General features: G+C 50.2%; 20 protein-coding genes. 12 read left to right on the top strand and 8 right to left on the bottom strand.

From position 1 onward, the window contains the following. Window positions 1-354: 354 nt before the first annotated feature. The 8 genes from EL633_RS05430 (at window position 355) to EL633_RS05395 (ending at window position 10,382) form a co-directional block, all read left to right on the top strand. Window positions 355-879 carry an NADH-quinone oxidoreductase subunit J family protein gene (locus EL633_RS05430; protein WP_161981970.1) on the top strand — a complete coding sequence of 175 codons (525 nt, stop codon included), beginning with the start codon at window positions 355-357 and terminating at the stop codon, window positions 877-879. Window positions 880-885: 6 nt separating this feature from the next. After that, on the top strand, window positions 886-1,209 hold the full coding sequence (nuoK, locus tag EL633_RS05425) for an NADH-quinone oxidoreductase subunit NuoK (protein ID WP_126626207.1): 324 nt from the start codon (window positions 886-888) through the stop codon (window positions 1,207-1,209). Window positions 1,210-1,213: 4 nt separating this feature from the next. After that, window positions 1,214-3,349: an NADH-quinone oxidoreductase subunit L gene (gene nuoL / locus EL633_RS05420; protein WP_126626206.1), complete on the top strand. Its 2,136-nt coding sequence runs from the start codon at window positions 1,214-1,216 to the stop codon at window positions 3,347-3,349. Between the two features lie 13 nt (window positions 3,350-3,362). Continuing rightward, window positions 3,363-4,943 carry a complex I subunit 4 family protein gene (locus tag EL633_RS05415; RefSeq protein WP_126626205.1) on the top strand — a complete coding sequence of 527 codons (1,581 nt, stop codon included), beginning with the start codon at window positions 3,363-3,365 and terminating at the stop codon, window positions 4,941-4,943. Window positions 4,944-5,009: 66 nt separating this feature from the next. Further along, window positions 5,010-6,506: an NADH-quinone oxidoreductase subunit N gene (locus tag EL633_RS05410; RefSeq protein WP_126626204.1), complete on the top strand. Its 1,497-nt coding sequence runs from the start codon at window positions 5,010-5,012 to the stop codon at window positions 6,504-6,506. A gap of 551 nt (window positions 6,507-7,057) precedes the next feature. After that, a complete protein-coding gene (locus tag EL633_RS05405) occupies window positions 7,058-8,011 on the top strand; it encodes a hypothetical protein (protein ID WP_126626203.1) in 954 nt (317 codons plus the stop codon). Window positions 8,012-8,218: 207 nt separating this feature from the next. Next, entirely contained in the window at window positions 8,219-9,574 is a 1,356-nt protein-coding gene (locus tag EL633_RS05400; protein ID WP_126626202.1) for an FAD-binding oxidoreductase, read from the top strand. A 73-nt stretch (window positions 9,575-9,647) separates the two neighbouring features. Continuing rightward, window positions 9,648-10,382, top strand: coding sequence for an SDR family oxidoreductase (locus EL633_RS05395; protein ID WP_126626201.1), 735 nt, complete (start codon window positions 9,648-9,650; stop codon window positions 10,380-10,382). Between the two features lie 70 nt (window positions 10,383-10,452). Here the strand turns inward: EL633_RS05395 and EL633_RS05390 are convergent, their stop codons facing one another. From EL633_RS05390 to EL633_RS05375, 4 genes are all read right to left on the bottom strand, one after another. Further along, window positions 10,453-11,430, bottom strand: a complete 978-nt coding sequence (locus EL633_RS05390) for a hypothetical protein (RefSeq protein WP_126626200.1) — start codon at window positions 11,428-11,430, stop codon at window positions 10,453-10,455. Window positions 11,431-11,559: 129 nt separating this feature from the next. Further along, on the bottom strand, window positions 11,560-12,312 hold the full coding sequence (rlmB, locus tag EL633_RS05385; RefSeq protein ID WP_126626199.1) for a 23S rRNA (guanosine(2251)-2'-O)-methyltransferase RlmB: 753 nt from the start codon (window positions 12,310-12,312) through the stop codon (window positions 11,560-11,562). 90 nt (window positions 12,313-12,402) lie between these two features. Continuing rightward, entirely contained in the window at window positions 12,403-14,169 is a 1,767-nt protein-coding gene (locus EL633_RS05380; protein WP_126626198.1) for an ATP-binding cassette domain-containing protein, read from the bottom strand. Then, a complete protein-coding gene (locus tag EL633_RS05375; protein ID WP_126626197.1) occupies window positions 14,166-15,920 on the bottom strand; it encodes an ABC transporter ATP-binding protein in 1,755 nt (584 codons plus the stop codon). The genes EL633_RS05380 and EL633_RS05375 overlap by 4 nt, the downstream gene beginning before the upstream one ends. A 655-nt stretch (window positions 15,921-16,575) precedes the next feature. Between EL633_RS05375 and mscL the strand changes: the two genes are divergently transcribed. Further along, window positions 16,576-17,097 (top strand): large conductance mechanosensitive channel protein MscL, encoded by a 522-nt coding sequence (gene mscL / locus EL633_RS05370; protein WP_246039086.1) that lies wholly within the window; start codon window positions 16,576-16,578, stop codon window positions 17,095-17,097. 262 nt (window positions 17,098-17,359) lie between these two features. Then, a complete protein-coding gene (locus tag EL633_RS05365; RefSeq protein ID WP_174845158.1) occupies window positions 17,360-17,893 on the top strand; it encodes an adenine phosphoribosyltransferase in 534 nt (177 codons plus the stop codon). Window positions 17,894-17,974: 81 nt separating this feature from the next. Here the strand turns inward: EL633_RS05365 and EL633_RS05360 are convergent, their stop codons facing one another. Then, a complete protein-coding gene (locus EL633_RS05360; RefSeq protein ID WP_246039085.1) occupies window positions 17,975-18,550 on the bottom strand; it encodes a nitroreductase family protein in 576 nt (191 codons plus the stop codon). Between the two features lie 561 nt (window positions 18,551-19,111). Between EL633_RS05360 and EL633_RS05355 the strand changes: the two genes are divergently transcribed. Then, window positions 19,112-20,263 (top strand): lipid II:glycine glycyltransferase FemX, encoded by a 1,152-nt coding sequence (locus tag EL633_RS05355; protein WP_126626195.1) that lies wholly within the window; start codon window positions 19,112-19,114, stop codon window positions 20,261-20,263. Between the two features lie 425 nt (window positions 20,264-20,688). On the opposite strand, the gene EL633_RS05350 is transcribed toward EL633_RS05355, so the two are convergent. The 3 genes from EL633_RS05350 to EL633_RS36490 are packed head-to-tail and all read right to left on the bottom strand — an operon-like array spanning window position 20,689 to window position 23,515. Continuing rightward, entirely contained in the window at window positions 20,689-21,969 is a 1,281-nt protein-coding gene (locus EL633_RS05350) for an argininosuccinate synthase (RefSeq protein ID WP_126626194.1), read from the bottom strand. A 2-nt stretch (window positions 21,970-21,971) separates the two neighbouring features. Then, a complete protein-coding gene (gene argH, locus EL633_RS05345) occupies window positions 21,972-23,381 on the bottom strand; it encodes an argininosuccinate lyase (protein WP_126626193.1) in 1,410 nt (469 codons plus the stop codon). Continuing rightward, window positions 23,378-23,515 (bottom strand): hypothetical protein, encoded by a 138-nt coding sequence (locus EL633_RS36490; protein WP_161981969.1) that lies wholly within the window; start codon window positions 23,513-23,515, stop codon window positions 23,378-23,380. The genes argH and EL633_RS36490 overlap by 4 nt, the downstream gene beginning before the upstream one ends. A 1,093-nt stretch (window positions 23,516-24,608) precedes the next feature. On the opposite strand from EL633_RS36490, the gene EL633_RS05340 reads away from it, so the two are divergent. After that, complete coding sequence (locus EL633_RS05340) at window positions 24,609-25,520, top strand: mechanosensitive ion channel family protein (RefSeq protein WP_161981968.1); 912 nt, start codon at window positions 24,609-24,611, stop codon at window positions 25,518-25,520. The last annotated feature ends 81 nt before the right edge of the window (window positions 25,521-25,601 follow it).

Genomic DNA, 25,601 nt, shown 5'->3' with positions numbered 1-25,601 from the left:
TTGGAAAACTTGAACTTGATTGTATCTCTATTCTTTTTACGAAAGGCCAGAATAGCGCAAGAAACGGGTTTTTTAGGATGAGGCTGATCTGCAACTAATAGGTGGATCAATGGAACTTTTTTCCCCTTGTCACCTGACCTATGTTTTGTTAGAATCCCAATGGGACTATGCACGCATTCTATCCCCCCATGGAAGTAAGCAGGCTTAGCTTGTCATGTCCAGGCGTCATAGAATGAGATACAATACATTTAACAGAAATAAACCAATGTAAGGATGTGTAATCTTCTCCCTCTGGCTTTGAGTCTGAAATTACGATCCACTAATATCCGATATAATCCGGAGGTATGTTTTTTTATGGATTTAGCCGCCCTCTTATTCTGGATCTTTGCTGTGATCCTGGTGGGTGCCGCATTATTGGTGGTGGGGCTTCGCAATATTGTGCATAGCGCTCTGGCTCTCGTTATGGTTTTTGCCATGGCGGCCGGTATTTATGTTTTGCTCAGTGCATCATTTATCGCGATTGTACAAATCCTCATCTATGTAGGTGCGGTAACGATTTTGATTTTGTTTGCGCTGATGTTGACGCGCATCACCGGCCAGACGCAGACCAATCCATCCAACAAATTATGGCCTGTGGCTGCGTTTATCTGTGTCGTTGTTGGTGCAGCGATCGTCTACGCTGTTTCAACGAGCCAGATGGCCGTCAAAAATGTCGTCAATACGTCTGAGGTAGCTAAACAGTTACCTGATAACGTGGTGCGCATCGGCCAATTGCTGTACAGCCCCGCAGGTTACAGTTATGTGCTCCCCTTTGAAATTGCATCACTGGTATTGTTGGTTGCAATTGTTGGCGCAATTGTTATCGGCAGAGAGGATTAGTAAGGGATGCAACTCACACTCAATCATTTTCTTGTTTTAGGGGCCGTACTTTTTTGTATTGGCCTATATGGTGCTATCGTCAAACGCAATGCTATTGCCGTATTGATGGGCATTGAGATTATGCTGAACGCCGTCAACATTACGATGGTGGGTTTTTCGTACTTTAATACCGTCAAGAAATTCTCAGAACTCTTGACTGGACAGATCTTCGCTATTTTCATTATCACTGTTGCAGCGGCTGAGGCTGCGGTAGCCCTGGCGATGATTATTGCCATCTATCGCAAACGTGCTACGGTAGATGTTGGCGAGATCGATATGATGAAGTGGTGATTAGATGTTGTATCAATTATCCTGGACAATTTTGTTCGCACCGCTCCTCTCTTTCGCTGTAATCATCTTTGGTACACGTGTATGGGATATGCTGAGCCGTCCAAAGGTTGAGACCCATGCGACCCATGATGACCACCATGCTCTTGAAGAGCAGGGGACTCATGGAGATGAGCATGCTGGGCATGGCGAAGATGACGACGAAGATCCTAAGGTTCCTAGTCTTTCAGCCGGTGCAAAAGCGAGCGCTTATGTTGGATTGCTGATTATGGCAATCGCTTGTATCTATTCCTGGGTGCTGCTCTTCAGTTCAGCGACTTCTACTGAACTGGCGAAGTCTGGTATTCAGGTGTTTTCCTATAACTGGCTGACCGTTGGCAATCTGCATTATGATATTGCCTTCCATCTGGATCGCCTGGGAATTGCTATGCTGGTGGTGGTAACAACCATTGCTTTGCTGGTGAATTTTTATTCTCAAGGCTATATGGAAAACTCGGCGGGCTATGCGCGTTTTTATGCTTACCTGTCGTTGTTCGCCTTCTCGATGCTGCTGATTATCTTTGCACAGAACTTCCTGGTTATCTTCTGCGGCTGGGAACTGGTGGGTTTGAGTTCTTACTTGCTGATCGGTTTCTGGATCAATAAGCGTGCCAAACCTGCGGAACAGCGTCCCGCTCCTGCCAGTGCGAACGTACAATCCTTTGTAATGAACCGTATCGGTGACGTCGGCTTCATCCTCGGTATCATGATCCTTTTTGTCAACACAGGATCCTTCGATTTCGCACAGATTCAGGCACGCATTCCTGGTAGCGCCCTGGGAAATCATTCCACGCTGCTAGGCATCGCGATGCTGCTGATTTTCTGTGGTGCCATTGGTAAGTCGGCTCAGTTTCCTCTGCATACCTGGTTGCCTTCCGCCATGGAAGGTCCTACGCCGGTGAGCGCCTTGATCCATGCCGCAACCATGGTTGCCGCGGGTGTTTACATGATTGCCCGTACTTTCCCACTCTTTGTTGAAGCTCCTGCCTTTGCGTTTACTGTTGTGGCTTCGATCGGCGCTTTTACCGCTTTCTTTGCCGCGACAATCGCATTGGTACAGTCGGACTTCAAGCGTGTGCTGGCCTTCTCAACCATCAGTCAGCTGGGCTATATGTTTGTGGGTCTGGGTGTGGCTGGTCCTGAGTTCGGTGCCGGTCCTGGTATGTTCCATCTCTTCACCCATGCTTTCTTTAAAGCGTTGCTCTTCCTGGGCGCTGGTAGTGTGCTGCACGGTCTGCACCACGCCATGCACAAAGAAGTTCAGGACGTACGCCTGATGGGTGGTCTGGCCACGAAGATGCCAATCACTGCGGCTACCTGGTTGATAGCTGTCCTGGCTATCTCCGGTTTCCCATTCATGTCTGGTTTCTTTAGTAAAGAAGAGATCATTGGTCTGTCACTGGAGCATGGTCATATCATCATTTACATCTTGACCTTGATCACAGCTGGCCTGACCGCGTTCTATATGCTGCGTGCCTTTATCCTGGCCTTCGGTGGTAAGGGTGGCAAATTCATGGGCCTGTGGGGTGGTCCTTATCGCGGTACCGGAGAGGTGCATGAGTCGCCTTTGACCATGACCATTCCGTTGATCCTGCTGGCTATCCCGTCTGTGATTGCTGGTTACTGGACTGGTTTCTATCAGTATGTGAATGTGACCGAAGAGGCTGTGCATAACCTGAGCATTCCAACCCTCGTGGCAACACTTGATACCTGGTTTGGTGTGATTGTGTCGCTGGCTGGTCTGGCGATTGCCTGGGCGATTTATGGTCGCTTTGAGCTGGTCAAGATCAGTCAATTTGTGGAGTCCAGGCCTGTGTTGCGTGCGGTCCACCGCGTGCTGTTTAATCGCTACTACATCGATGACCTGTACAACTTGATCACCAACTATGTGATCCTGGGTGGCGTTTCCAAGCTGTCGCAGTTGTTCGATACATATGTCGTCGACGGTATCGTCAATGGTGTGGCACGTGGCGTGACTGGCCTGGGCCAGGGTACCCGCCGTCTCGAGACTGGCCGTGTACAGACCTACATGCTTGGTTTCTTTGGTGGTGTGGCTGTATTAGCAATTGTCGTAGTTGTCCTGATCACAACGGGCGTAAAGTAAAGGATAAGAAAACATGTCGATTTTCGCAAGTCATCTCACATGGATTCTCCTGCTGCCCGTTATTGGTGCACTGGCAATCTATGTCGTTCCAACCAAATGGTCTCGCTGGGCGGCTCTGGCTTTCTCTGCGGCGACCTTTGTACTTTCGCTATACATTTTCTTCAACATCCTGAATAAGAGCGGGATCAACGGATTTGGCGACTTGAATCATCTGGCGGAACAGGTAAAACTTCCCTGGATTGACTTGAATGCTGGCACGGTCCACTTTAAGGTCCAGTATTTCCTGGGTGTGGATGGCTTGAGCCTGCCAATGGTTATTCTGAATGCGTTGCTGAGTATGCTGGCCGTCATAGGTGGCTGGACCAAGAAGCGTGTGAAGGATTATCTGGCCCTGATCTTGCTGCTGGAAGCAGGCGTGATGGGTGTCTTTATGGCGTTGGATATCTTCTTCTTCTTCCTGATGTGGGAGGTTGAACTGGCTCCAATGTTTATCCTGATCGGCGTCTGGGGTAGTGATACGATCAAGCATGGTGTGCCTGGACGTATCTATTCGGCCTGGAAATTCTTGCTCTACACATTCTTTGGTAGTGTGTTTATGCTGGCTGGCTTTATTCTGCTGGCCTTCACCGTTGGTAGCTCGGATATGCAGTTCCTGTCCAGTCACTTGATTGGTGGCACGACAACCATCCTGGGTATCAGCGTTAGCTTGCAGTTGTTGACCTTCCTGCTGGTCTTTATGGCCTTCGCGGTGAAGATCCCGATGTTCCCATTCCATACCTGGCTGCCGGATGCGCACACCGATGCACCAACCGAGGTTAGCGTTCTGCTGGCTGGTGTCTTGCTGAAGATGGGTGCCTATGGGCTGATCCGCTTCTGCTTTACCCTCTTCCCCGGAGGTCTGGGTGATTTCGCGGGTTGGCTGGCGGTGATTGCGGTCATCAATATCCTTTATGGCGCGGCCATCTGTCTTGTACAGAAGGATATGAAGAAGCTGATTGCTTACTCGAGTGTCAGCCACATGGGAATTATCTTGTTGGGTGTCGCTGCTGCCGCTGGTGGTGTTGGTGGTGATGTGGCCTTCCGTCAGGTTGCTTTGACTGGTGCCACCCTGCAGATGTTTAGCCATGGTATTATTACCGGTATGCTCTTCTTCTGTGTTGGTGTTGTCTATGACCTGGCCCATACCCGTGAAATCGCGGTCTTTGGTGGTATTGCCAAGCGCATGCCAATGCTGGGTACGCTCTTCACCTTCGCGGCCATGGCTTCATTAGGACTTCCCGGTCTGGCCGGTTTCGTGGCTGAGTATATGGTCTTCACCAGTAGCTTCCGCGTCTGGTCTGTGCCGACCACTCTGGCGGTCTTTACCATGATCCTGACGGCTGCGTATCTCCTGTGGATGATTAAGCGCGTCTTCTTTGGACCTTTCAACCAGAAGTGGAACTGGCTGCCGGATGCTTCAGCACGTGAACTCGTGCCGTTGTTTGCCCTGGGGGGCTTGATTGTGTTTGTTGGTGTGTATCCCGCACCTCTGCTTGATATGATTTCGAGTAGCATCACGCCGATTATCCATACGGCTGTGACCATGATAAAGTAGGGGGGACCCCCTGATCAGGCAGGGCAATCACACGGTGATTGCCCTGTCGAGGGGTAAGGAGTAATTATGTCTTTTAAGCCTGAGGATCTCTACCTGCTAGCACCGGAAATCAGTGTGATGCTGTTAGGGTTAGTAGTGATGGCCGTTGATCTTTTCACAAAAAAACGGATTGTCATCGCTGCTATCGCGCTGGTAGGTTTGATCGTGCCTGCGGTCTTTACAATCGTGCAGGCCGTTACATTTAGTGGTACCAAAACCGCATTCTCCGGTATGCTGGTGTTGGATCAATATGCGCTCTTTTTCCAGGTTATCTTTTTGATTATTGCCGCCGTGATCGTTCTGGTTTCCTATGACTATATTGGGAAATATGTGAAGGCGGACGGCGAGTTCTACGCGCTCCTGCTGTTCTCGGTAGTGGGTATGATGTTGATGGCCAGTACTGGCGAGTTGATTACGATCTACATCGCTCTGGAATTGACCAGCTTCCCACTGTATGTGATGGCGGGCCTGATTCGGTCGGATACCAAGTCGTCTGAGGCGGCTGTGAAGTATGTCTTGCTGGGCGCGATGTCGTCGGCGATCCTGCTTTACGGTTTTGCTTTGCTGTATGGCTTGACCGGTACAACCGATCTGCAGGGTCTGGCGCAGACCTTTAAAAGCTTTTCAAATGGGAACCTGATGGTAATTGTGGCGGACGTGCTGGTGATTGCGGGCTTCGGCTTCAAGATCTCTGCGGTTCCGTTCCATATGTGGGCTCCTGACATCTACGAAGGTGCTCCGACACCGGCTACTGCCTTCTTCTCAGTTGGTTCAAAAGCCGCTGGTTTTGCTGCTTTGATCCGTATTCTGATCTATGGAGGACTCTGGCAGGTTGACCTGGTACCACTGGTTATCGTCGTGTCGATTGTCGCTGCGCTGACCATGACGCTTGGTAACTTTGTCGCTGCGGTCCAGACCAACATCAAACGTATGATGGCCTATTCCAGTATCGCGCAGGCCGGCTATATCCTGGTTGGTGTGGTGGGAACGCTGAGCATGGCGCCAACGAATCGCGCTGCGGCCGCCACCGGTACTGCGGCGGTACTTTTCTTCATCCTGGTCTATGTGGTTACCAACCTGGGTGCCTTCTCTGGCATTATTGCGCTGGCAAACATGACCGGTGGCGAGAAGATCGACGATTTCCGTGGCCTGTGGAGACGTGCCCCATTGTTGAGTGTGGGTACCGCGCTCTGTCTGCTCTCACTGGCAGGTATTCCTCCAGTTGCAGGCTTCTTCAGCAAAGTCTTTATCTTCTCAGCAGCCTGGCAGCTTGGCCAGCAATGGTTGGTAATCGTAGCTTTGTTGAACAGCATTGTTTCCGTTGTCTACTATGGTCGTATCATTAAAGTCATGTTCTTTGATGAGCCACAGAGAGAAGGTCGCCTGGTTACTTCGATGGGCCTGGCAACCTCAATCACTCTGGCCTCGGCCGCCCTGCTGGTCCTGACCGTCATTGTCCAACTCGTATTGAACGCAGCCAACCCGGCCGCCTTCAACCTGTTTGCCTCACTGATTGGTCGCTAAACCACTCGCAGCCTAAACACACAAGATGGGGTCCCGACGAAACGTATATAGAGTCTCGTCGGGACCCCATCTTCACATAAAACAATATAAACGAGCAGTAGCGGCAGCCCTGGTGGCTGCGAACGCCCCTTTACGAGCGTAGCCGCTCACACCCGGATTCCACCTTCCCCCACGCCTCGCTCAGCGATACCTTCCACCTACCTACCCCTGTGATTATGTTTATGAACCTAAACGTAAGGGCAAGTGGACGGAGGTTATCGTAATGGGAAGCCAGTGGGGAGGTGAGCTCATGGTGTGAGCGGCTACGCTCGATGGGGTACGTTCGCAGCCACCAGGGCTGCCGCTACTGCTCGTTTATATTCCATTATATATTTTTTGAATGATATGTGATGTTGCTGATGGATTATAATCATAACTTTGGATGCGTGATTTTAACCATAAATGCACTTTCGTCATAACCATATAGTCTCTTCAATCCTTTACAATAATGAAGCGCGACCCTGCCCTTTAATAAGACTCCACAAATCGCTTCTTTGAAAGGAAATACCAGAATGGTACAGTCACTGATAAGTACTGAAGTTGCAACGGCTCTTACAGGTTATGTTACGCCGCAGGATCAGGCACAGCATGTGCTGGTGGCAACAGAAGTAGGAAATATCCACGAAATCACGCTCGTGGGTGAGCAGGCGCAAGTTGAGATCCAGCTGCTTGCACATCTGGATGATGCCGTGATAAATACACTGGCAGGCTATGTTACTGATGATGGTGTTCAACATGCAGTTATGTCCACCATTGATGGTAATATTTATCATATATCAGCAGGCGAGCGACAGCAGATCTTCCATGTTGACGATGGTGTCATGGTGGTGGGGCTGGCTGCATATGCTGTGAGCGGCACAGCGGGTCAGCATGCATTGGTTGCGACCAGTGACGATGATATTTATTATCTATCCTGGCAAGCGGGTCAGGAGGCTTTGTCAGAGCGGGTTGTTCATACTGAAGCCAGCGCTACCAGCATCGCTGGCTATTATTCCTCAGCAGATGCGCAACATCACCTACTGATCGCGGCCAGTGATGGCAATCTGTATGAATATACTTTTAAGGCGCAACAGCCAGCACAGCAGCGTGTATTGGACTTTTTTGATGAAAAGTTCTTTGGGATGACTGCTTATCTCTTACCAGGCGATCATTCAGGACATGTTGTGGTTGCTACCCGCGATGGCAAGCTGTACCATGTCAGTTATCCTGCTCAATCAACTCCCGTACAGGTTGATGCCCTGGCACGTTTTTATCTGGTCAGCAAAAGCGATATGATGTACTTTACATCGTATGCGCAGGCGGATGGGTTACAGCACATCATCATAGGGAGCAGTGATGGTGCGATCCACCATTTTTCATGGCGGGGTAGTCCACAGCAATTGCTCAAACTTACTCCAGATGCTTTGGAGCGCCAGCAAAAAGATGTCAACCATGAAATCATGACCACCTTCGGCGCCTTGTATTAGAGACTCAATCTACACCAGATGTCGTAGGCCCCGACCGCTAGCGTCGGAGCCTACGTCGCTAACATCCCCCCTGTGCTATTACCCCAATCCTGTACTGTACCTTTTGGTTGATTCGTAGCGTGAGTTAGTCCCCATGCGTTATTATGGACATAAGAACTAGTTGAAAATTGCCTATTCGCAGTATACTCGATAAGGAATACATACAAAATGGCATCTAAAAATAAACAGCCTCAATCCTGGGGACGTTATCCATCTGTAAAAAATAATCAGATTCTACCAGTATACTGGCGCAACGAACTGCCAGACCTGGCCTCTATCGATCAGTCAATCCTCCCTTATGGTTATGGACGTAGTTATGGTGATAGTTGCCTGAATGAAGATGGCGTTTCTGTCGATATAAGTCACCTCAAAAATTTTATTTCTTTTGATACTGAGCGTGGTATTATTCGTTGTGAGGCTGGTGTCTCACTGGCAGATGTCTTAGAGGTCGCGGTACCCCGTGGCTGGTTCCTGCCTGTGACACCTGGTACAAAGTTTGTTTCGGTTGGTGGCGCGATCGCCAACGATGTCCATGGTAAAAATCATCATGCCGCTGGAACCTTTGGCTGCCATGTGTTGAGATTTGAATTGGTGCGCTCTAGTGGCGAGCACCTGATCTGTTCTCCTGAGCAGCATAGCGAGCTTTTCCGTGCTACCATCGGTGGTCTGGGTCTGACTGGTGTGATCCTCTGGGCTGAGTTTCGCTTACATAAAATTGTGAATCCTTTCATCGACATGGAGTCGATTCGCTTTGATTCATTAGATGAATTCTTTGAACTATCGGCCGCTTCCGATAAGGATTATGACTATACCGTTTCCTGGGTGGATCTCTTGATTGGTGGTCAAAAGCTTTGTCGCGGCAAGTTCTCGCGCGGCAACCACAACCAGGATCCTGATCTGGCGAAGAAGTATAAGCCTAAGACGTTACCGTTGATGGTGCCGATTGATTTTCCTTCTTTCGCGCTCAATACCTTTACGGTCAAGGCTTTCAATGAAGCCTACTACCATGTGCAGCTGGAAAAAGAAGTCAAAAAAGTTGTCCCTTATGATCCTTTCTTTTATCCGCTGGATGCTATTCACAATTGGAATCGTATCTATGGGAAGCGTGGTTTCTTCCAGTATCAGTTTGTGGTGCCGTTTGAGAATGGCCGTGATGCTATGCACAAATGTATCCATCATATTCAGCAGGCTGGTGAGGGCTCGTTCCTGACGGTATTGAAGCAGTTTGGTCATATCAAGTCACCGGGCATGCTCTCCTTCCCACGTCCAGGCATTACGCTGGCTCTGGACTTCTCCAATCATGGTGAGCGCACACGTACATTTATGAATGAGCTGGACACTATTGTTGAGGATAATGGTGGTGTGCTCTATCCAGCCAAGGATGCACGTATGAGTGCTGAGTCCTTTAAGAAGTATTATCCCCAGTGGCAAGAGTTCGAGAAATACATTGATCCCAAATTCTCCTCAAGCTTCTGGCGCCGTGTAACGCAGGGAACCGATCGCAAGACCCCGCTGTACATCTAAATAATCACAAGACAAAGTTTCCATCGTGCAGTCGATGGTGCAATAAAACGTTAAGACGAAAGTAAGATATAAGATGAGAGTAGCAATTATCGGGGCCACATCCGCGTTGGCCCATGAAACCGCCAAGTTCTTTGCCCGTGATGGCGCTGATTTTTTCCTGGTTGGCCGTTCAACCGAGAAACTGGCCGTGGTGGCCGCTGACCTGAAGGTGCGCGGCGCTAAAGCCATTGAGACCTATACCCTGGATGTCAATCAGTTGGAGTATCACGATGAGATGTTGCAGCAGGCCATCTCAACCCTGGGTGGTCTGGATGTGCTGCTGATCGCTCATGGGACGCTGGGAGATCAGCGGGCCGCTGAACTGAGTGTGGCAGAAACTTTGCAGGAGCTGAACACCAACGCTATCAGCGTGATTTCTTTATTGACGTTGAGCGCCAATTACTTTGAGCAGCAGAAGCGTGGCTGTATCGCTGTTATTTCGTCGGTAGCCGGCGATCGGGGCCGTAAGACTAATTATGTCTATGGCACAGCCAAAGCGGCTGTTAGCACCTTCCTACAGGGCGTGCGTAACCGTCTGGCGAAATCTGGGGTGGCCGTTGTCACGATCAAACCGGGCACTGTCTCGACCCCGATGACCGCTCATATGAAGCAGGGCTTGCTCTTTGCTCAGCCTGAGGCCGTGGGTAAAGGCATCTATGAGGCGATCAAAAAGCGCAAGGATATCGCTTATGTGCCTGGTTACTGGCAGGTGATTATGCTGGTCATCAAATCGATTCCCGAAGGTATCTTTAAACGTTTGTCTCTCTAAGTTTTATAAGACAAAAAGCGCGACCGATATACACAATACCGGTCGCGCTTTTTATGTGTGGTGATGGGAATCAGGCGTTGTGGGAGTGGGAGAGGAACATGGTCAGGCCTACGATAACCAGGACGACGCCGATGCCTCCCAGGCCAAAGATGAGCCAGAGCATGCCTGGATTGCTGCCTGAGCCGCCGCTGCTGGCCGCTGTGGGCGTTGCTGCTGGCGTTGGGGTAGCGGTGGCTCCAGGCGTTGGAGTGGCGGTAGCTCCTGGGGTTGGAGTAGCCTGCGCACTGATTGTCAGTGCATTATCCGCGTTAGCCTTCTGGGTAGGATCAGTAGCTCCGGTAACATTGATACTATAGTTGCCTGCCGCTGTTCCGGCTGGAATTTCCACGTCTATACTAAAATTACCATTGGCATCTGGTGTCGTCTGGGCTGTAGCGATAGGATTACCGCCCGAGCCTGCCAGGATGGCGATGTTTAGTGCCTGCTGGGGAAGCCAGTTTTGACCGGTGATGGTGACTTTATCGCCCGCAGTGACATTCTGGCTGGACGATGTGACGGTTGGTGCTCCTACAAATGTAAAGGGCGTACCGGCAGCTGCGTGACTGCCTGAGGCGGAGGCACAGACATAATACTTGGTATTGGGTTGGTTCGCACCATCTGGCCAGGCTGCCTGTACCATAAAGCCGCCATTAGCATCGGCTTTAGCTGGCTGCTGCGGTTGTAAGGCCGCCACACCACCATTACCGGTCGCGCACTGATTGGCGTCGGTAGCGATTGAGAAACTCACATCGCTATTTGGCGGAAACCCCGCTCCAGTTAATTGAATGACCGTGCCTGCATGACCAGCTGGTGTACCACCGGTTGGCAGGGCCAGATTTAAACTGGGCGTGTAGGTCGTGGTCGTGGTTGCTGTCGGCGTCGGTGTTGGGTCGTCCATCGGTACATATGCACTTGCCAGCGCCGCCGGTTGTGTATAAATAAGGGCACAAATTGTCAGCCCGACAAGGCAGAATAAAACACCCAGAGATCTGATGAAAGTTTTGAACACTAGAATTACTCCTGAGAACACGACATTGTATTAAAATAGACGTTGCTGAATGAAATTACGTAACGGATAAGTCCTTATTATTCTTAAACGTCTATCTTTCTGTGTCGGTACCTATTTTCGTGTCGTGTCTTACTTTTTTCCACTTTGGGCTTCCCGTTGACGTAAAGCTTCATAGAGTGAAATGCTACCAGCTACGGCCGCGTTCAGGGAATTGACCCGCCCAAACATGGGTAGTTTGATCAACACATCACAATGTTCACGCACCAGGCGGCCGAGTCCTTTACCCTCATTGCCGACAACCAGGGCCAGGGGACCGGTTAGATTAGCCTGGGTATAGAGTGTTTTGCCTTCTCCGGCCAGCCCAACCACCCAGATATTTTGTTCCTTGAGCGTATCGATGACGCGTGTAATATTGGTTTCCTGCGCGATCAATATGTGCTCGGTTGCCCCGGCCGAAGTTTTAACCACAGTAGCATTGACCTCGGCGGCCCGATGCTCTGGAATAACCACTCCATGGACACCAGCGGCCTCGGCGGTACGCAACAATGAACCCAGATTATTTACATCCTGGATCGCGTCCAGGATCAGAATAAAGGGTGCTTCCTGCTTCTTCTCTGCCAGGGCCAGAATGTCATCCAGACCGGCGTAAGTGCGCTCTTCCACCTGTGCTATACAGCCTTGATGGACGGCCCCGTGGCTGATCTGGTCCAGTCGGTGGCGCGGCACCACATCAACTGGAATATGGCGTTGATTGGCCTCCTTTAAAATTGCCGCGATAGCTGGAGCGTCACGTACGCCTTCTGCGAGTAGCAAACGTTGTACATGACGTCCAGATTGTAGTGTCTCCGAAACGGGGTTACGTCCCCATATATATTCAGGCATGGTACCTCTTTGTGTAGCGTGGTGATTACTAGTAAATTTTTATCGAGTATAGCATAACCACGCGCTGGTCTCTACTCCTGGCTCAATCAGCTATTCATCTTCGGCGAGGTTACCATGCCAGAGTTGTTGTAGCTCTTCATTCTCTACCAGTAACTGGTCAAGCGTCCCGATCGCATCGATCCTGCCATTTTTCAGGACAATGATCTGGTGGGCGCGCTTCAGTACTGCTCTGCGGTGCGAGACCACCAGATAGGTATGTTCGGGTTGCTGGAACAGACGCTCCCAGAGTATCTGTTCGGTTTCGACATCCAGCGCGCTTGAGAGGTCATCAAAGACCTGTAAGGCGGCTTGACGTACAAACATACGGGCCGCGGCAGTACGCTGGACCTGGCCGCCTGAGAGCTTTACGCCACGGGTGCCGATAGCTGTTTGTAGTCCATGTTCCAGCGTGGCGATATCGCGTTCCATGACTGCTGTATGCAGCGCTTTAGCGATGCGTGCAGGCTCCTCTGGCTGGTCAAGCAAGATATTTTCTTGCAGGGTGGCGCTAAACAGGCGTGGGATCTGCGCGGTATAGGCACTATGTGGCGGCACAAAGAAGCTGGCCGGATCCTTTAGTACCTGCCCATTCCAACTGATCTTTCCTGTATCCATTGGCAGTAGTCCAAGCAGGGCCTGTAGCAAGGTTGTCTTACCGGATGCGATGCGTCCGGTGATCACGGTCAGCGTGCCGCCAGTTATGCTAAAACTGATGTCCTCGATCCCACGACCCGTATCTGGATAGCGATAGCTGAGTCCTGTAACCTGTAGGCTGTTCAGTGCCGGCGCTTCTTTTGTCGTGAGCTGGGATGCTGCTGGCAGCGGTCCACGTATATACAGTGGATAATGCGCCACCAGTTGTGCCGCTGGCGCCCCCTGGAGTAGTTCATGCATACGCTGAAAGGCCACGCCAGTCTGGATATAGTGGGCCAGGAACGTACCAAACAACTGTGTGAAATCGGTAACAAAGGCCAGGTAGTAGATAAACAGGGCCAGGTCTCCGATGCCCATTTGATGACTGCGTAGTGCCTGGGCCGCCAGAATCAAGATGAAGCCGGTGCCCAGACCAACGGTATTGCCGAAGATCGCGTTGAGTCCTTGTTCCAGGGTACGATCTTTAAGCATACTGAGGCGGCGTTTTTCATTGAGCTGCTGAAAGTGCTGTACCACCGATGACTCTGTGGCGGCGACTTTGATACCCTGGACATTGCCAAATATCTCTCCAATGGCACTGGTAACCTCGCCGGTCGCTTTACGGCTGGCACGCCGATAGCGTTCCAAGCGTGTATGCATGGCTTGCGTAATCGCGACCACACAGACTAGTGGCAGAAAGACAAAAAGGGTGATCGTGGGACTGATCCTGAACAGGATAATGATCGCGATCAACGAGAAAATTATCTGTCCAATGCTATCCAGTGTCCAGCTCACGGCATCTTCGGCTTGTCTTGTATCATCACGGAAGCGATTGATTGCTTCTCCGGCAGAGGCCGGTACAGCGCGTGCCCCGGGCCGCTCAAGGATGCGGGCAAGCATATTGCGACGTAACAGATTATTGATGCTGAAGCGATGAACCGTATCGATGCCACCGCCGACCAGGATCAAACAGACGCGGGCCAGGGTGGTGACGACAAAAAGCATAATGATCATCCAGAACTGATACGAGAGGCCGCTAGTATGTTGTAGCTGATTAAAAAATTGTTGTGCCAGCAGGCCCGGAATCACTGGAAAGACATGGATAATGGCCCAGATGATCGCATTGACCGCATACAGTCCTGGTCGATAGCGAAAGAGCCGCCAGAGGTATTGATAGGTTTTCATGCAAGCACCTCTTCTAATCCTGTTTGCAGAAGCTGATAAAAGTGTGATGTTGAATCACTGGCAAGTTGTTGACGAGGACCATATTCCAGAATATGGCCATCCTCGATGATTAAAATGTCATCGGCCCGCTGAATAGTGGCCAGTCGATGAGCAATCACGATCCCTGTGCGCTCGGCCAGCAAGGTGTTGATGGCCTGCTCAAGTAATTGTTCGGTAGCCGGATCCAGGCGTGAAGAGGCTTCATCCATAATAATCAGACCGGGATCGCGCAAGAAGACCCGCGTCAGCGCCAGCAATTGTGCCTCACCAGCCGATAAGCCTTCTCCCTCCGAACCCAGGATGGTATCCAATCCAGATGGTAAGCTGTGATACCAGTTGCTGAGTCCCAGCGTCTTCAGGACCTCAATGATCTGCTCGTCGCTGATGTCGTCCTGAAAATAGGTCAGATTAGCGCGTACGCTGGCATGAAACAGTTGCACGTCCTGGGTGACCATACCGATGTGCTGCCGGAGATCATGTAGCCTTGTCTGTTGAATGGGGATACCAGCGAGTAGTAGTTCGCCATGTTGGATCTCGTATAAGCGTAGTAGCAACCTGGCCAACGTGGTTTTCCCGCTACCTGTGCGGCCCAGGACTCCCAGGATACGACCAGCCGGCAATTTGATATTGAGTGAGTGCAGTACCGGCTCTTCTGGTGTGTAGCCAAAGGTCAAATTATGCATTTCCACTGAAAGCGCGCCAGTGGGTAAGAGGGGACCATCACCATCTAGAATGGTAGGTTGGACCTCTAACAGTTGTTTGATACGCTCAATGCCCGCTCCGGCTTCCTGCAGCTGTTGCAGCTGCGTCCGAATCTGTTCCAGGGGCGCACTCAGTAGATTGGTGTAATAGAAAATTAGATAAACGCTACCAGGAGAAAGCGCTTTTTGTCCCCACAGATAAATGGAGATTCCCAGGGCCAGTGCATTGCCAAATCCAAAGAGCAAGAGTGTACTACTCCAGGTGCTATAGCCGGCCAGGCTTGCGCGCACGTTCACTGGTAGCCAGCCCCGCAGGATCTGGTAGAAGCGGCGCAGCACATAGCCCGTGGCGCCATTGGCGCGCAGGTCCTCGGTTCCTGCCAGTTGCTCACCCAGAAAGCCAAAGAACTCGGCATCCTTCTCACGCGACTTTATCCAATAAGGCACAGCAATAGTACGCACGCGAATCAAGATAAACAGTCCTAGCAGCGCAAACAGTGAGATACTGATACCGACCAGCCATTGTTCTCTGAAGAGCAGGAGCAGGACACCAATGATCAGCAGGCAGTTCCCAAGCAGGTTTACAATTGCCTGCGAAAAGAACGAGGCCAACGTATTCACATCGCCATCGATACGCTCAATCAACTCGCCAGCGGTACGTGACTTATGGAAGGCCAGATCTAGCTGCAGACAATGCCTGACTAGATCTGTTCGCAACTGGTTCGTCGCGGTCCATGCCACATTTTCGCTGATATACGTATTCCAGACAATCAACAACTGATTGCCAATTGAGAGTCCAACAAAGAGCACGCCAGCCAGCATCAAAGGAGTGATATCCGCTCCCTGTAGCGCGCTATCGATAAACTGGCGCAGGATCTGTGGATTCGCCAGTTGCAGGATAATACTTCCCAATAATAGTCCAGCCATCAACGTAGCGCGTTTCCACTGTGGCTTCAGATACAGCATCAACAGGTCACGATAGGTCAATGAAGGTTTAAGCTGTAAGCTCATGAGAGCATCCTTTCAACATAAGGGTTGCCAGCATAGACCTCGTAGCCTTTTTTGAATGGGGCACAAGAATTTTGGGCAGCATAAAAGACCACGAGGTGAAGAGAAAAATCTATATCTGACCTTGTGGTCTTTGAGCACATGCCTGGAAGGCAACAAAAACCACGGTCACAGTCCACCCATGGTCATGCGGAGGATTGAAGTTAGATGGCCTCAACTATGCGTGTAGGCATAGAGTAAGCCGCTCAACGAAGCCAGCAGATTCTGGGCGCACTTATAGATAGGTTCCCTGGAGAGGATAAGAAAAATTCTTTGGCTGGGACGCCAATAATTGCTTCAACATCAAATGATGCGCTCCTTCTGCTCGATATAAACCGAGCATACCATATAAAAAATGATAAATCAATATGAAATACCATAATTTAAGAGTAAAGAGCAAGATAAGTTTATTACCACTAGAATTATGCTGCTGTTTTATGCTACCCTGAAAATAGCTACACTTGCAGGGTATATGTATCTGCGCTGCATACCAGTGTGCACCGCGAAAATAGATGCCGCTATACTGTAGCGGAATATTTATGTCATGCGTAATATATGCGTGTGCAACAAACAGGTAACCTTATTGTGTTCTTATCATTTTGAATGAGAAGGAGTATTCATGGCTCGGGACTTATTTGATCGAGATAATCTTATGAATTATGGACGGCGTGGTTTGCAAGGTGGATTAAGTACTCTGGGTGGTTTTCAAAAATTTCTCTTACGTGGAAACGTCGTAGATCTGGCTGTTGGCGTTATCATTGGTGCCGCTTTTAATAATGTGGTGCAAAGCCTGGTTAAAGATCTGATTACACCACTTATTGGTCTCTTTGTTCAACAGAAGAATTTGTCTTCCCTGGCTACTAAATATGGAGAACAAACATTTGCTTATGGTGATTTTATTAATGTTGTCCTTAGCTTTATCTTGACTGCTGCAGTTGTTTACTTCCTGGTAGTGAAGCCGATCAATGCTTTACACGATCGTTACGATCGCTTACGTCCCAAGAAGGAAGAGGCTCCAACCACGCGGGAATGTCCGTTCTGTTTGAGTGAGGTGGCTTTGAAGGCGACCCGTTGTGCGTATTGTACGGCGCAATTGCCACCGGCTGAGGGAACTCAAGCTCAGGCGGCGATGCAAAGCTAAGGTTATGGATGTTGATGTCCATGATCTTTGCCTCGCCAGATGAGCATTTTTCATGTGTTAGAATGAGAGTACCCGCTCTGAAATTTCTTGCATGTGAGAAATGGCTAGCGTATACTGCTAACGGAGAAAATATTGATTGTTATTCATGATCTCGTGTATACAATTAATGTTCCGTGAAGACGAGGGGCAGTCAAGGACAGAGAACGAAAACCCTGGCGGCCCCCGTGTTAGTGCCAATTTCATACAGAGGAGAACATAGCTCATGACGTCAACATCCGAGCCTATAAGATTGGAAGATTGGGTTCGCGATATTCCTAATTTTCCCCAGGAAGGTGTCCTTTTTAAGGATATTACCCCTTTGCTGCAAGATCCTAAGGCATTCCATGTTGCGATGGATCGTCTGGCCGCGCATTATGCTGGGGCTGGTATTGAAGCCGTGGTTGGCGTTGAGTCTCGAGGGTTTATTTTCGGGGCACCGCTGGCATATCTGCTGAATTGTGGCTTTGTGCCGGTACGTAAGTTTGGTAAACTGCCATTCGAAACAGTGAGTGTGGAGTATGCGCTCGAATATGGTACCAACGTGGTTGAGCTGCATACTGATGCCATTAAGCCTGGTCAGCGCGTCCTGATTGTGGATGATCTACTGGCAACTGGTGGTACGGTTTCGGCATCCATTGAACTGGTAGAGAAGATGGGCGGCCATGTAGCCGGTATTGCATTCCTGGTTGAGCTGGGATTCCTCAAGGGTCGGGAGCGCTTGCAGGGACACGATGTCTTTGCGCTAATCCAGTACTAGAGGATTTTGCTCACTCTATATAATAAACACGAGCTCTGGTGGATGAAAAAACCAGAGCTCGTGTTTATTATATGTGTAGTACTACAATCCCAGCCAGGTGGTTTTACTGGCAACTGGTTGTGGGATACGTTCGGTTGGCTGGAGAGCTGGATAACCCAGATACAGGAAGGCCACGATCTGATCATCTGCGGTCAGGCCAAACCAGTGCTTGACCTCTGGATCGTACGCGGCATCGCCTGTACGCCATACTGCGGCCATGCCCATCTCTTCGGCGGTCAGGAGCATGTTCTGAACCGCGGCTGCGGCGGCTTCAACGTTTTCAATCGCAACGATATTGCCTTGTTTTGGTGCCTCTGCGGCCACAACGATGATGATTGGTGAGCGCAGCGGTTTGTGGCGCTCCTTATCGACACTGGCTGGTGTACATAATTGAGGATTATCCTGATTGCGTTTGACGAGGGTCTGGGCCATAATTTCACCCAACTCGTTACGCGCAGTGCTGCCGAGCACAAAAAATTTCCATGGTTCGGCCTTATGGTGATTGGGAGCATGCGTGGCCGCTTCCAATACATGCTCAATCTGCTCCCGCGTCGGGACCTGCTCGGTCATCTTACCTATACTCCGACGCTTCTGGATCGTTTCAAAAACACTCGTCATCTTTTTGCTTTCTTCCTCTATGGCAGCCATGTATGGTCTCATGGGAACACTCATCTATGTTATAAATGCTTTTTGTGGTTGCATGGATGTTTGCTACATCATGAGACTTTATTATAGCTTTTTCCATAGCATTCGGAAAGGGGACCACAAATTTTCCCTTCCTTCCGCCGTCGCAGGCGGTAGAAGAGGGAAAAATGTGACAATAGTTTGGTTTTGTGGTCTATTACCTGCTTGCATGATAAACTGGTTGAGATATCGTGCCCCTGGGTAAACGAAACTGCTAGTATTGTAGATTACTGCCGTTGATTAATTGAAGATGATGGTGTGTTGGTTTGGATCAACCTTCAGCGCTGGTTCGTTCTATGGTTGTAGGCCAGACCAGTTCCATGTTATGTGTTCAACCTGGGCGGCGACACTATTTGCTGTGATCCGGCGCGATAGCAAAATACCATCTACAACACCTGAAATATACTGTTTTTGTTGTATGAGCGGGCTCAGCATATACTGTATTAGAATAAGACTATCAGCCTGATCAGGTTGCTATATGAGGAGAAGAGAAAAATGGAAGCACGTTTCATTACTGATCGACAGCAGTGGAACGACTTCGTGGCGAAGTCTCCGTATGGAATTATTACTCAGTCATACGAGTGGGGTGAACTATCTAAGGATGTCGGTTCAGGCGCTTTACGCATTGGTGTCGTGGATGAGCAAAATAACTTACATGCCGCGATGCTGATCCTGGTGGTCAAAATGCCGATGTTGCGTAGCCGCTTCTTCTATGCGCCACGTGGTCCTGTCATTGATGATCCAAATTCGCCCGTGATGAATGTCCTCTTGAACTTTGTGAAGAGTGAAGCACGTAAGCATGGGGCCTTTATGCTCAAGTTAGAGCCAGGTGCCGACGAGGGCGATGCCCGGTGGACCTCCGCTCTGACACGTCGTGGCTTCCATATTTCCTCGCAATCCTTGCATATCCGCAATGAATGGATCCTGGATATCCGTCCTGAGGAAAAAGATATTTTAGCGAATATGAAAGAGAAGTGGCGCTATAATATTCGGCTGGCGACCCGTAAGGGCGTGACTGTCCGTGAGGGCCATGGTCATGAGGATCATGAGATCTTCTATCGCATCTTGCAGGAGACCAGTGAGCGCGACAAATTCTATATTCATGATATTGAACACTTTGAATTATTAGCTAAGCTTTATGAAGAAGATGATAGTTATGCCCTGCTGATTGCTGAGCATGAAGGTAAAGCGATTGCGGCTATTGTCTTGATGCGCCTGGGCAAGTGGTGCTGGTATCGCTATGGTGCCTCATTAAACCAGGGTCGTAATCTGATGCCGAATCATTTGCTGCAATGGACTGGTATGCAGTGGGCGAAGGCTCATGGCTGTGAATATTATGATTTCCTGGGTATTCCGAATTCCTTAGAAGAGCCTGCCGCCCAGAAGGATCCTCTGTGGGGTGTCTATACTTTTAAGCGTGGCTTTAATGGCTTTCCGCGTCTTTCGATGCCTGGTTATGATTTGCCTTATAATCCTTTCCTTTATCAGGCATATAAGAGTATGCTGGACTTCAAGAATTGGCGCGATGATCGTCAGCAGAAGAAGGCTGAGGCTCTTGAGGAGAAGGGGAGTGAGTTGAAACCTTCTGTTTCTAAGTCTTCTGAGCCTAAGGTTTCTGAGAAGGTTGTGCCAACAGGTAAGGCTTAGTTTTTTCTCTTCTGATTATGTTATGGGTAGTGTTGCGTGGCCACACTCGTTCCCTGACGGGAACTTGCTTTTTTAATTATAGCTTGCAGAAAATGTGCATTCGCACATTTTCTGCAAGCTATAATTAAATGTTTGGGGAAAAATGCTTGGGGCAAAATGCTTGGGGCAAAATGTTTGGGGAAAAATGCTTGGGGAAAAATGTTTGGGGGCAAAATGTTTGGGGAAAAATGCTTGGGGAAAAATGTTTGGGGGCAAAATGTTTGGGGAAAAATGCTTGGGGAAAAATGCTTGGGGCAAAATGCTTGGGGGGGGTATGGTGGGTGTGCTATTCTATGTGCGGTAAGTGTGATGTTGGGGGAATTTGAGCAACATACAAAGGGAGCCTCAAAACTGAGTGTTTTGAGGCTCCCTTTGTATGTTAAGGGTTATGCTTCGGGGGATTTTTCTGTGGTTTTGGTGGCGATCTGGACTTTGTCTGTGTTGTGGTTGAGCAGGTTGCCTTCGAAGCCGATGGATGGGAGTAGTTGTGCCTGGGCCTGGGTTGTGAGTGGGAGGGCCCAGAGTTTGATGAAGCCCAGGGCGGCGTTGTGGTCGAACTGGTCTCCGCTGTCATAGGTGGCCAGGCCAAGGCTGTAGAGGGAGTGCTCGGATTTGCGTCCGACGATCTGGCAGCGGCCGCGTGAGAGTTTGACGCGTACGGTTCCGCTGACGAAGCGTTGGGTGCTCTGGACGTATGCGGCCAGGTCCTGGTGTTGCGCGCTATACCACTGTCCATTGTAGATCAGGCGCGCGTATTCGGCGGCGACGGTCTCTTTGAAGCGGACCTGTTCGCGGCTCAGGGTCAGGCCTTCGAGGGCGTTATGGGCGGCGTGGAGTACTACGGCGGCGGGCGCTTCATAGATTTCACGTGATTTGATGCCAACCAGGCGGTTCTCGATATGATCAATACGGCCGATACCGTATTTGCCAGCCTCGCTATTTAGCTTCTCTACCAGTGAATAGCCGGCAATTTCGTCGCCATTTAAAGCAACTGGTATGCCATTTTGGAATGTGATCTCATGATAGGTTGGCTCAAGTGTGACGCTATCGGGATCAGCGGTCCAGTCAAAGACATCTGCTGGTGGCTCTTCCCAGGGATCTTCCAGGATGCCGCATTCGATGCTGCGACCCCAGAGGTTCTGGTCAACTGAGTAGGGGCTGGCGCTGGTGACTTTGATGGGAATATTATGCTCGGCGGCATAGGCCATTTCATTGTCTCTGGTCATGCCCCATTCACGTACAGGGGCAATGATCTTGAGGTCTGGCGCTAGCGTATTGATTGAGACATCAAAACGGACCTGGTCGTTACCTTTGCCGGTGCAGCCATGGGCTACGGCGATTGCTCCTTCCTGACGGGCAACCTCGACCAGTAGGCGGGCAATCAAAGGACGTGCCAGGGCCGTGGCCAGCGGATATTGCCCTTCATAGATCGCACCGGCCTGTAGGGCGGGCCAGACAAAATAGCGTACAAAATCCTCACGCCCATCAACTACGATTGACTTGATGGCACCAATTTTGGTGGCGCGGTCAGAGATTTCCTGCATATTGCGTTCGTTGCCGACATCAATGGTTACGGCGATGACATCAAGATTGTATTTTTCTTTGATCCAGCGAATCGCGACTGAAGTATCAAGTCCACCTGAATATGCGAGTACAACGGTTGCCATGTCTACTCCTCCTCCAGAATTGTTATCTGTGATGTGCCAACAAGTTGTTGAATAGCGGTTTTAAAGGTTGTAGCGTGCTGCTGCCAGCGTTCCTGCGCGTTGCTGAGGCGCTGCCGATCCAGCTCTAGTCCGGGGTTACCGGTACCTCCCAGGTGACTGCGTTTCTTCAGGCGGGCCAGCAATTGTTCCTGGTTCTCGCCTGGTAGAGGGAGATGGTGATCGAGCTGGGCGGTCACTTCTTTGCCTACGATGCGATAGGCATCGCGGAAAGGCATGTGTTCTTGCGTCACCATATCATAGGCACGATCAGTGGCGAAAAGTTCAAACGAGCAGGCCGCGACGAGGCGCTCGCTATTGACGCTAACGTTGCTGATGACCAGGGTGCAGATCTCAATGCTGGCCTGGGCTAGCTCCAGTGCCTCCATCAGTGGCCGTTTGGTTTCCTGATAATCCATATTATAGCCAGAGGGCAGTCCACAGACGATGCCCAGGATATGTTGTTGGTGGGCCAGCATAGTCTGGGCGCGGGCCCGTACCAGTTCCATGATATCCAGATTGCGTTTCTGCGGCATAATACTACTGCCGGTACACACCTCTTGCGCGACCTGGAAGAAGCCGTATTCGGTCGTGGTAAAGAGCAGGAGGTCCTGGGCCATTTTGCTGAGGTCCAGCATGATCTGGGTCAGCGACTGCACGATCGCGGCTTCAATCTTGCCACGTGCATTCTGAACATAGATGACATTGTTCTGCACGCGCGCAAATCCCAGTAGATCGGCGACCAGCTGGCGATCGATTGGTAATGGAACGCCATAGCCGGCGGCAGAGCCAAGTGGGGATTGATCGTTGATCTCGTAGGCGGCCAGGAGCAGGCGCTCATCGTCCAGCAATGCTTCCGCGAAACTGGCTGCCCAGAGTCCGACGGACGAGAGCATGCCGCGCTGCATGTGCGTGTAGCCGGGCATGGGAATATCCATGTTACTGGCGGCAAAATCGAGTAGGGTTGAGCAGAGCTTGAAGAGTTTCTGGCTGATTTGTACCAGCTGTTCTTTGCTATACAGGCGCAAATCTACCAGTACCTGATCGTTGCGTGAGCGGGCGGTGTGGATATTCTTGCCTGCGGGACCCGCTACTTTGACCAGATAGTTCTCAATGCTGGTGTGCACATCTTCATCTTCTGGATCGATAGTGAAGGTGTGATTTTTTTCTTGCCCCAGGATCTCCAGGAGAGCGTGTTTCAGGCTTTGAAGTTCGTTCTCTTCCAGGATGCCGATCTGTTTGAGCATCGTTGCATGGGCCAGTGAGCCCCAGACATCATGGCGGATTAATTGATGATCCAGAAGGCTATTTTGGGCGGCGGCATAGCTTTCAACCTGTTTGTTGATGCTATAGCCTTTTTGCCAGATTTGTGTCATTGCGCACCCACTTTCTCTCTATCCATTCCAGCATTGCTGGATGGTAGAGTACAGGTTGCGCGTTCGCTGCTTCTTTGTTTGAGGGCACGAATGGTGCTTTTATGGAGGTTGTCCCCCTGTGTAGCGGTTACCATTGTGTAAACTCCTTCGATTGTGCTATGGAAGGAGAGGCGAGGCCATAAAAAAACCCCCGTCCCTTCCGTCAATCTTGAAGGGACGAGAGTGAGGGACCATTTGTCCGATCACGCCCGTGGTACCACCCTACTTGTTTTTCATGTTTTGCTTTGGGTATTGTTCATGAAAAACCACTTTTCCTGGTTGCTGTTTCGACATGGGAACCACCCATCTATCCTACTTGTTTACTGCTGTTTGCGGTAAACTTTCTTCGGCTAGCCGCTCATGAATGCGTTCTGAGTGCCCATCACTGTTCCGAACTTCCACTCTACTTCGGATCGCTGTTAGCTGTAAGCGCTCGTACTACTTTCGTTCAACGCGGGTCTTGTCTGGTATGTGTATCAGGATAACAGTCCTATCTTGAAATGTCAAATAGATGACTGCACATAAAATGTGGTGTGTTTAAGGTTAGTTTTCACATATGTGTGGTTTGGGGTTTGTTTTTGTTGGGGTTGTTGTGCGGTTTCCGTACGCGGGCACTAAAGTGCCCAACTTTATTTATTATGTTGTGCTCAAACATGCGCCGTGCGCATGTTTGAGCACAACATAATAGGATTACTGACAAGGGTGTGGCACTGTCCCAACGTCGTAACTGGTTTTGTGTCTGGTCGTATGTGGACTGAAGCAGCCGCAAGGGTCAATACTTTCAACTTTAGCGCACCCTGATTGAGATGCCGGCGAACAGTGGCACGTCACCCAGCGTAGCGGCACGCCCTTGTGGCTGCTCCAGTTCACGTACGACACGTCCCTGAGACATGTGGTTGTCGTGAGGCGTGCATGGCGCAACATGGCAGCCTCGGGCTTGTGCCTGATCGTACGTGAACTGGAGCAGGGGCAAGCCCTGCCGTTACGCTGGAAGTGCGACCAGGATGTGTTTATGTTGAGGGTATTGGGAGGTTGTGTGGGTGTGGGTATATCAATAGTTGTGATTTTAAAGATAGAATGACACGATTTTTAGTGTAATAATCCGCGTCTGTAACAGGTTGTCTGGCGTATGTTAAGTAGTATAACTGCATGTTGCGGATACTGCTGACATATGAAAGGAGCCAGATTGTGGGTACTGTTACCAACTGGGGGACGGCTATCTATGCATCGTTAGCCAATGCTTTGTCCCTCTTCTTTGGCTTTATCCCTAAGTTAGTTGGATTTTTAGTAATTCTGCTGATTGGCTGGATTGTTGCGGCTGCGTTGGACAAAGCTGTGACTTTGTTGTTGCGGCGTGTTGGTTTTGATCGGCTCGGTGATCGTATTGGCATGAGCCGCTTTACCCAGCAGGCAAATATTCGTATGGATCCGGCAAGCTTGTTAGGCAAAATTGTCTTCTGGTTTGTGTTCTTGATTTTCCTGGTGCCCGCTTGTAATGCGCTGGAATTAAATTCGGTGAGTTCGTTGGTTACGCAGATTATCAGTTATATTCCAAACGTTTTTGTGGCTGTAATTGTCCTGCTGCTGGGCATGCTGCTATCAAACGTTGTGGCTGATCTGGTGCGTGGTACCACGGCAAGTGCGCGTATGGCGAATCCTAACTTCCTGGCAAATATTGCACGTTATGCTATTCTGGGCTTTACGGCTTTAGTGGCCCTGGAGCAGCTCCAGATTGCGCCAGCTTTGATTACGACTCTGTTTACGGCTATTGTGGGTGCGATTGCGCTGGCCTGTGGTCTGGCTTTTGGTCTGGGTGGACGCGAAAGTGCGCAACGGCTGCTTGAGCGTAGTGAGAGCCGTTTAACCTCCGGAAGTATGGATACAGGTATTGGTATGTCGCAGCCTTTTAATGTGGCGCCGCCAATGGGTAAAAATGCGAGTGCTGAATCCACATATACAACTCCGGTTTCGCCAGAGCCTGTGACGCCGGGCCAGGTTTCCTCGGGACAAATGCAGTCTGGTCAAATGCAGCAGGGACCAACGCAATCCGGTCAAGCACGACCAGGACAGGGCCGGAATAATCAATCTCGGCGATCATAGTTGCAGTAATCTGTCCTGACTTGATATAACGAGCTGCACAAATATACTAGTAATCTTTACGGATGGCTAGTATATTTGTGT

It is taken from the genome of Dictyobacter alpinus (genome assembly GCF_003967575.1).
Taxonomy (GTDB): Bacteria; Chloroflexota; Ktedonobacteria; order Ktedonobacterales; family Ktedonobacteraceae; genus Dictyobacter; species Dictyobacter alpinus.
Note: the sequence above shows the minus strand (reverse complement) of the source record. Positions and strands in the feature narration are given on the sequence as shown.

Excerpts from the sequence above, each read along its gene's own strand:
- EL633_RS05430 (WP_161981970.1), top strand. The coding sequence starts at position 355 with ATGGATTTAGCCGCCCTCTTATTCTGGATCTTTGCTGTGATCCTGGTG.
- nuoK (WP_126626207.1), top strand. The coding sequence starts at position 886 with ATGCAACTCACACTCAATCATTTTCTTGTTTTAGGGGCCGTACTTTTT.
- nuoL (WP_126626206.1), top strand. The coding sequence starts at position 1,214 with ATGTTGTATCAATTATCCTGGACAATTTTGTTCGCACCGCTCCTCTCT.
- EL633_RS05415 (WP_126626205.1), top strand. The coding sequence starts at position 3,363 with ATGTCGATTTTCGCAAGTCATCTCACATGGATTCTCCTGCTGCCCGTT.
- EL633_RS05410 (WP_126626204.1), top strand. The coding sequence starts at position 5,010 with ATGTCTTTTAAGCCTGAGGATCTCTACCTGCTAGCACCGGAAATCAGT.
- EL633_RS05405 (WP_126626203.1), top strand. The coding sequence starts at position 7,058 with ATGGTACAGTCACTGATAAGTACTGAAGTTGCAACGGCTCTTACAGGT.
- EL633_RS05400 (WP_126626202.1), top strand. The coding sequence starts at position 8,219 with ATGGCATCTAAAAATAAACAGCCTCAATCCTGGGGACGTTATCCATCT.
- EL633_RS05395 (WP_126626201.1), top strand. The coding sequence starts at position 9,648 with ATGAGAGTAGCAATTATCGGGGCCACATCCGCGTTGGCCCATGAAACC.
- rlmB (WP_126626199.1), bottom strand. The coding sequence starts at position 12,312 with ATGCCTGAATATATATGGGGACGTAACCCCGTTTCGGAGACACTACAA.
- EL633_RS05380 (WP_126626198.1), bottom strand. The coding sequence starts at position 14,169 with ATGAAAACCTATCAATACCTCTGGCGGCTCTTTCGCTATCGACCAGGA.
- EL633_RS05375 (WP_126626197.1), bottom strand. The coding sequence starts at position 15,920 with ATGAGCTTACAGCTTAAACCTTCATTGACCTATCGTGACCTGTTGATG.
- mscL (WP_246039086.1), top strand. The coding sequence starts at position 16,576 with ATGGCTCGGGACTTATTTGATCGAGATAATCTTATGAATTATGGACGG.
- EL633_RS05365 (WP_174845158.1), top strand. The coding sequence starts at position 17,360 with ATGACGTCAACATCCGAGCCTATAAGATTGGAAGATTGGGTTCGCGAT.
- EL633_RS05360 (WP_246039085.1), bottom strand. The coding sequence starts at position 18,550 with ATGACGAGTGTTTTTGAAACGATCCAGAAGCGTCGGAGTATAGGTAAG.
- EL633_RS05355 (WP_126626195.1), top strand. The coding sequence starts at position 19,112 with ATGGAAGCACGTTTCATTACTGATCGACAGCAGTGGAACGACTTCGTG.
- EL633_RS05350 (WP_126626194.1), bottom strand. The coding sequence starts at position 21,969 with ATGGCAACCGTTGTACTCGCATATTCAGGTGGACTTGATACTTCAGTC.
- argH (WP_126626193.1), bottom strand. The coding sequence starts at position 23,381 with ATGACACAAATCTGGCAAAAAGGCTATAGCATCAACAAACAGGTTGAA.
- EL633_RS36490 (WP_161981969.1), bottom strand. The coding sequence starts at position 23,515 with ATGGTAACCGCTACACAGGGGGACAACCTCCATAAAAGCACCATTCGT.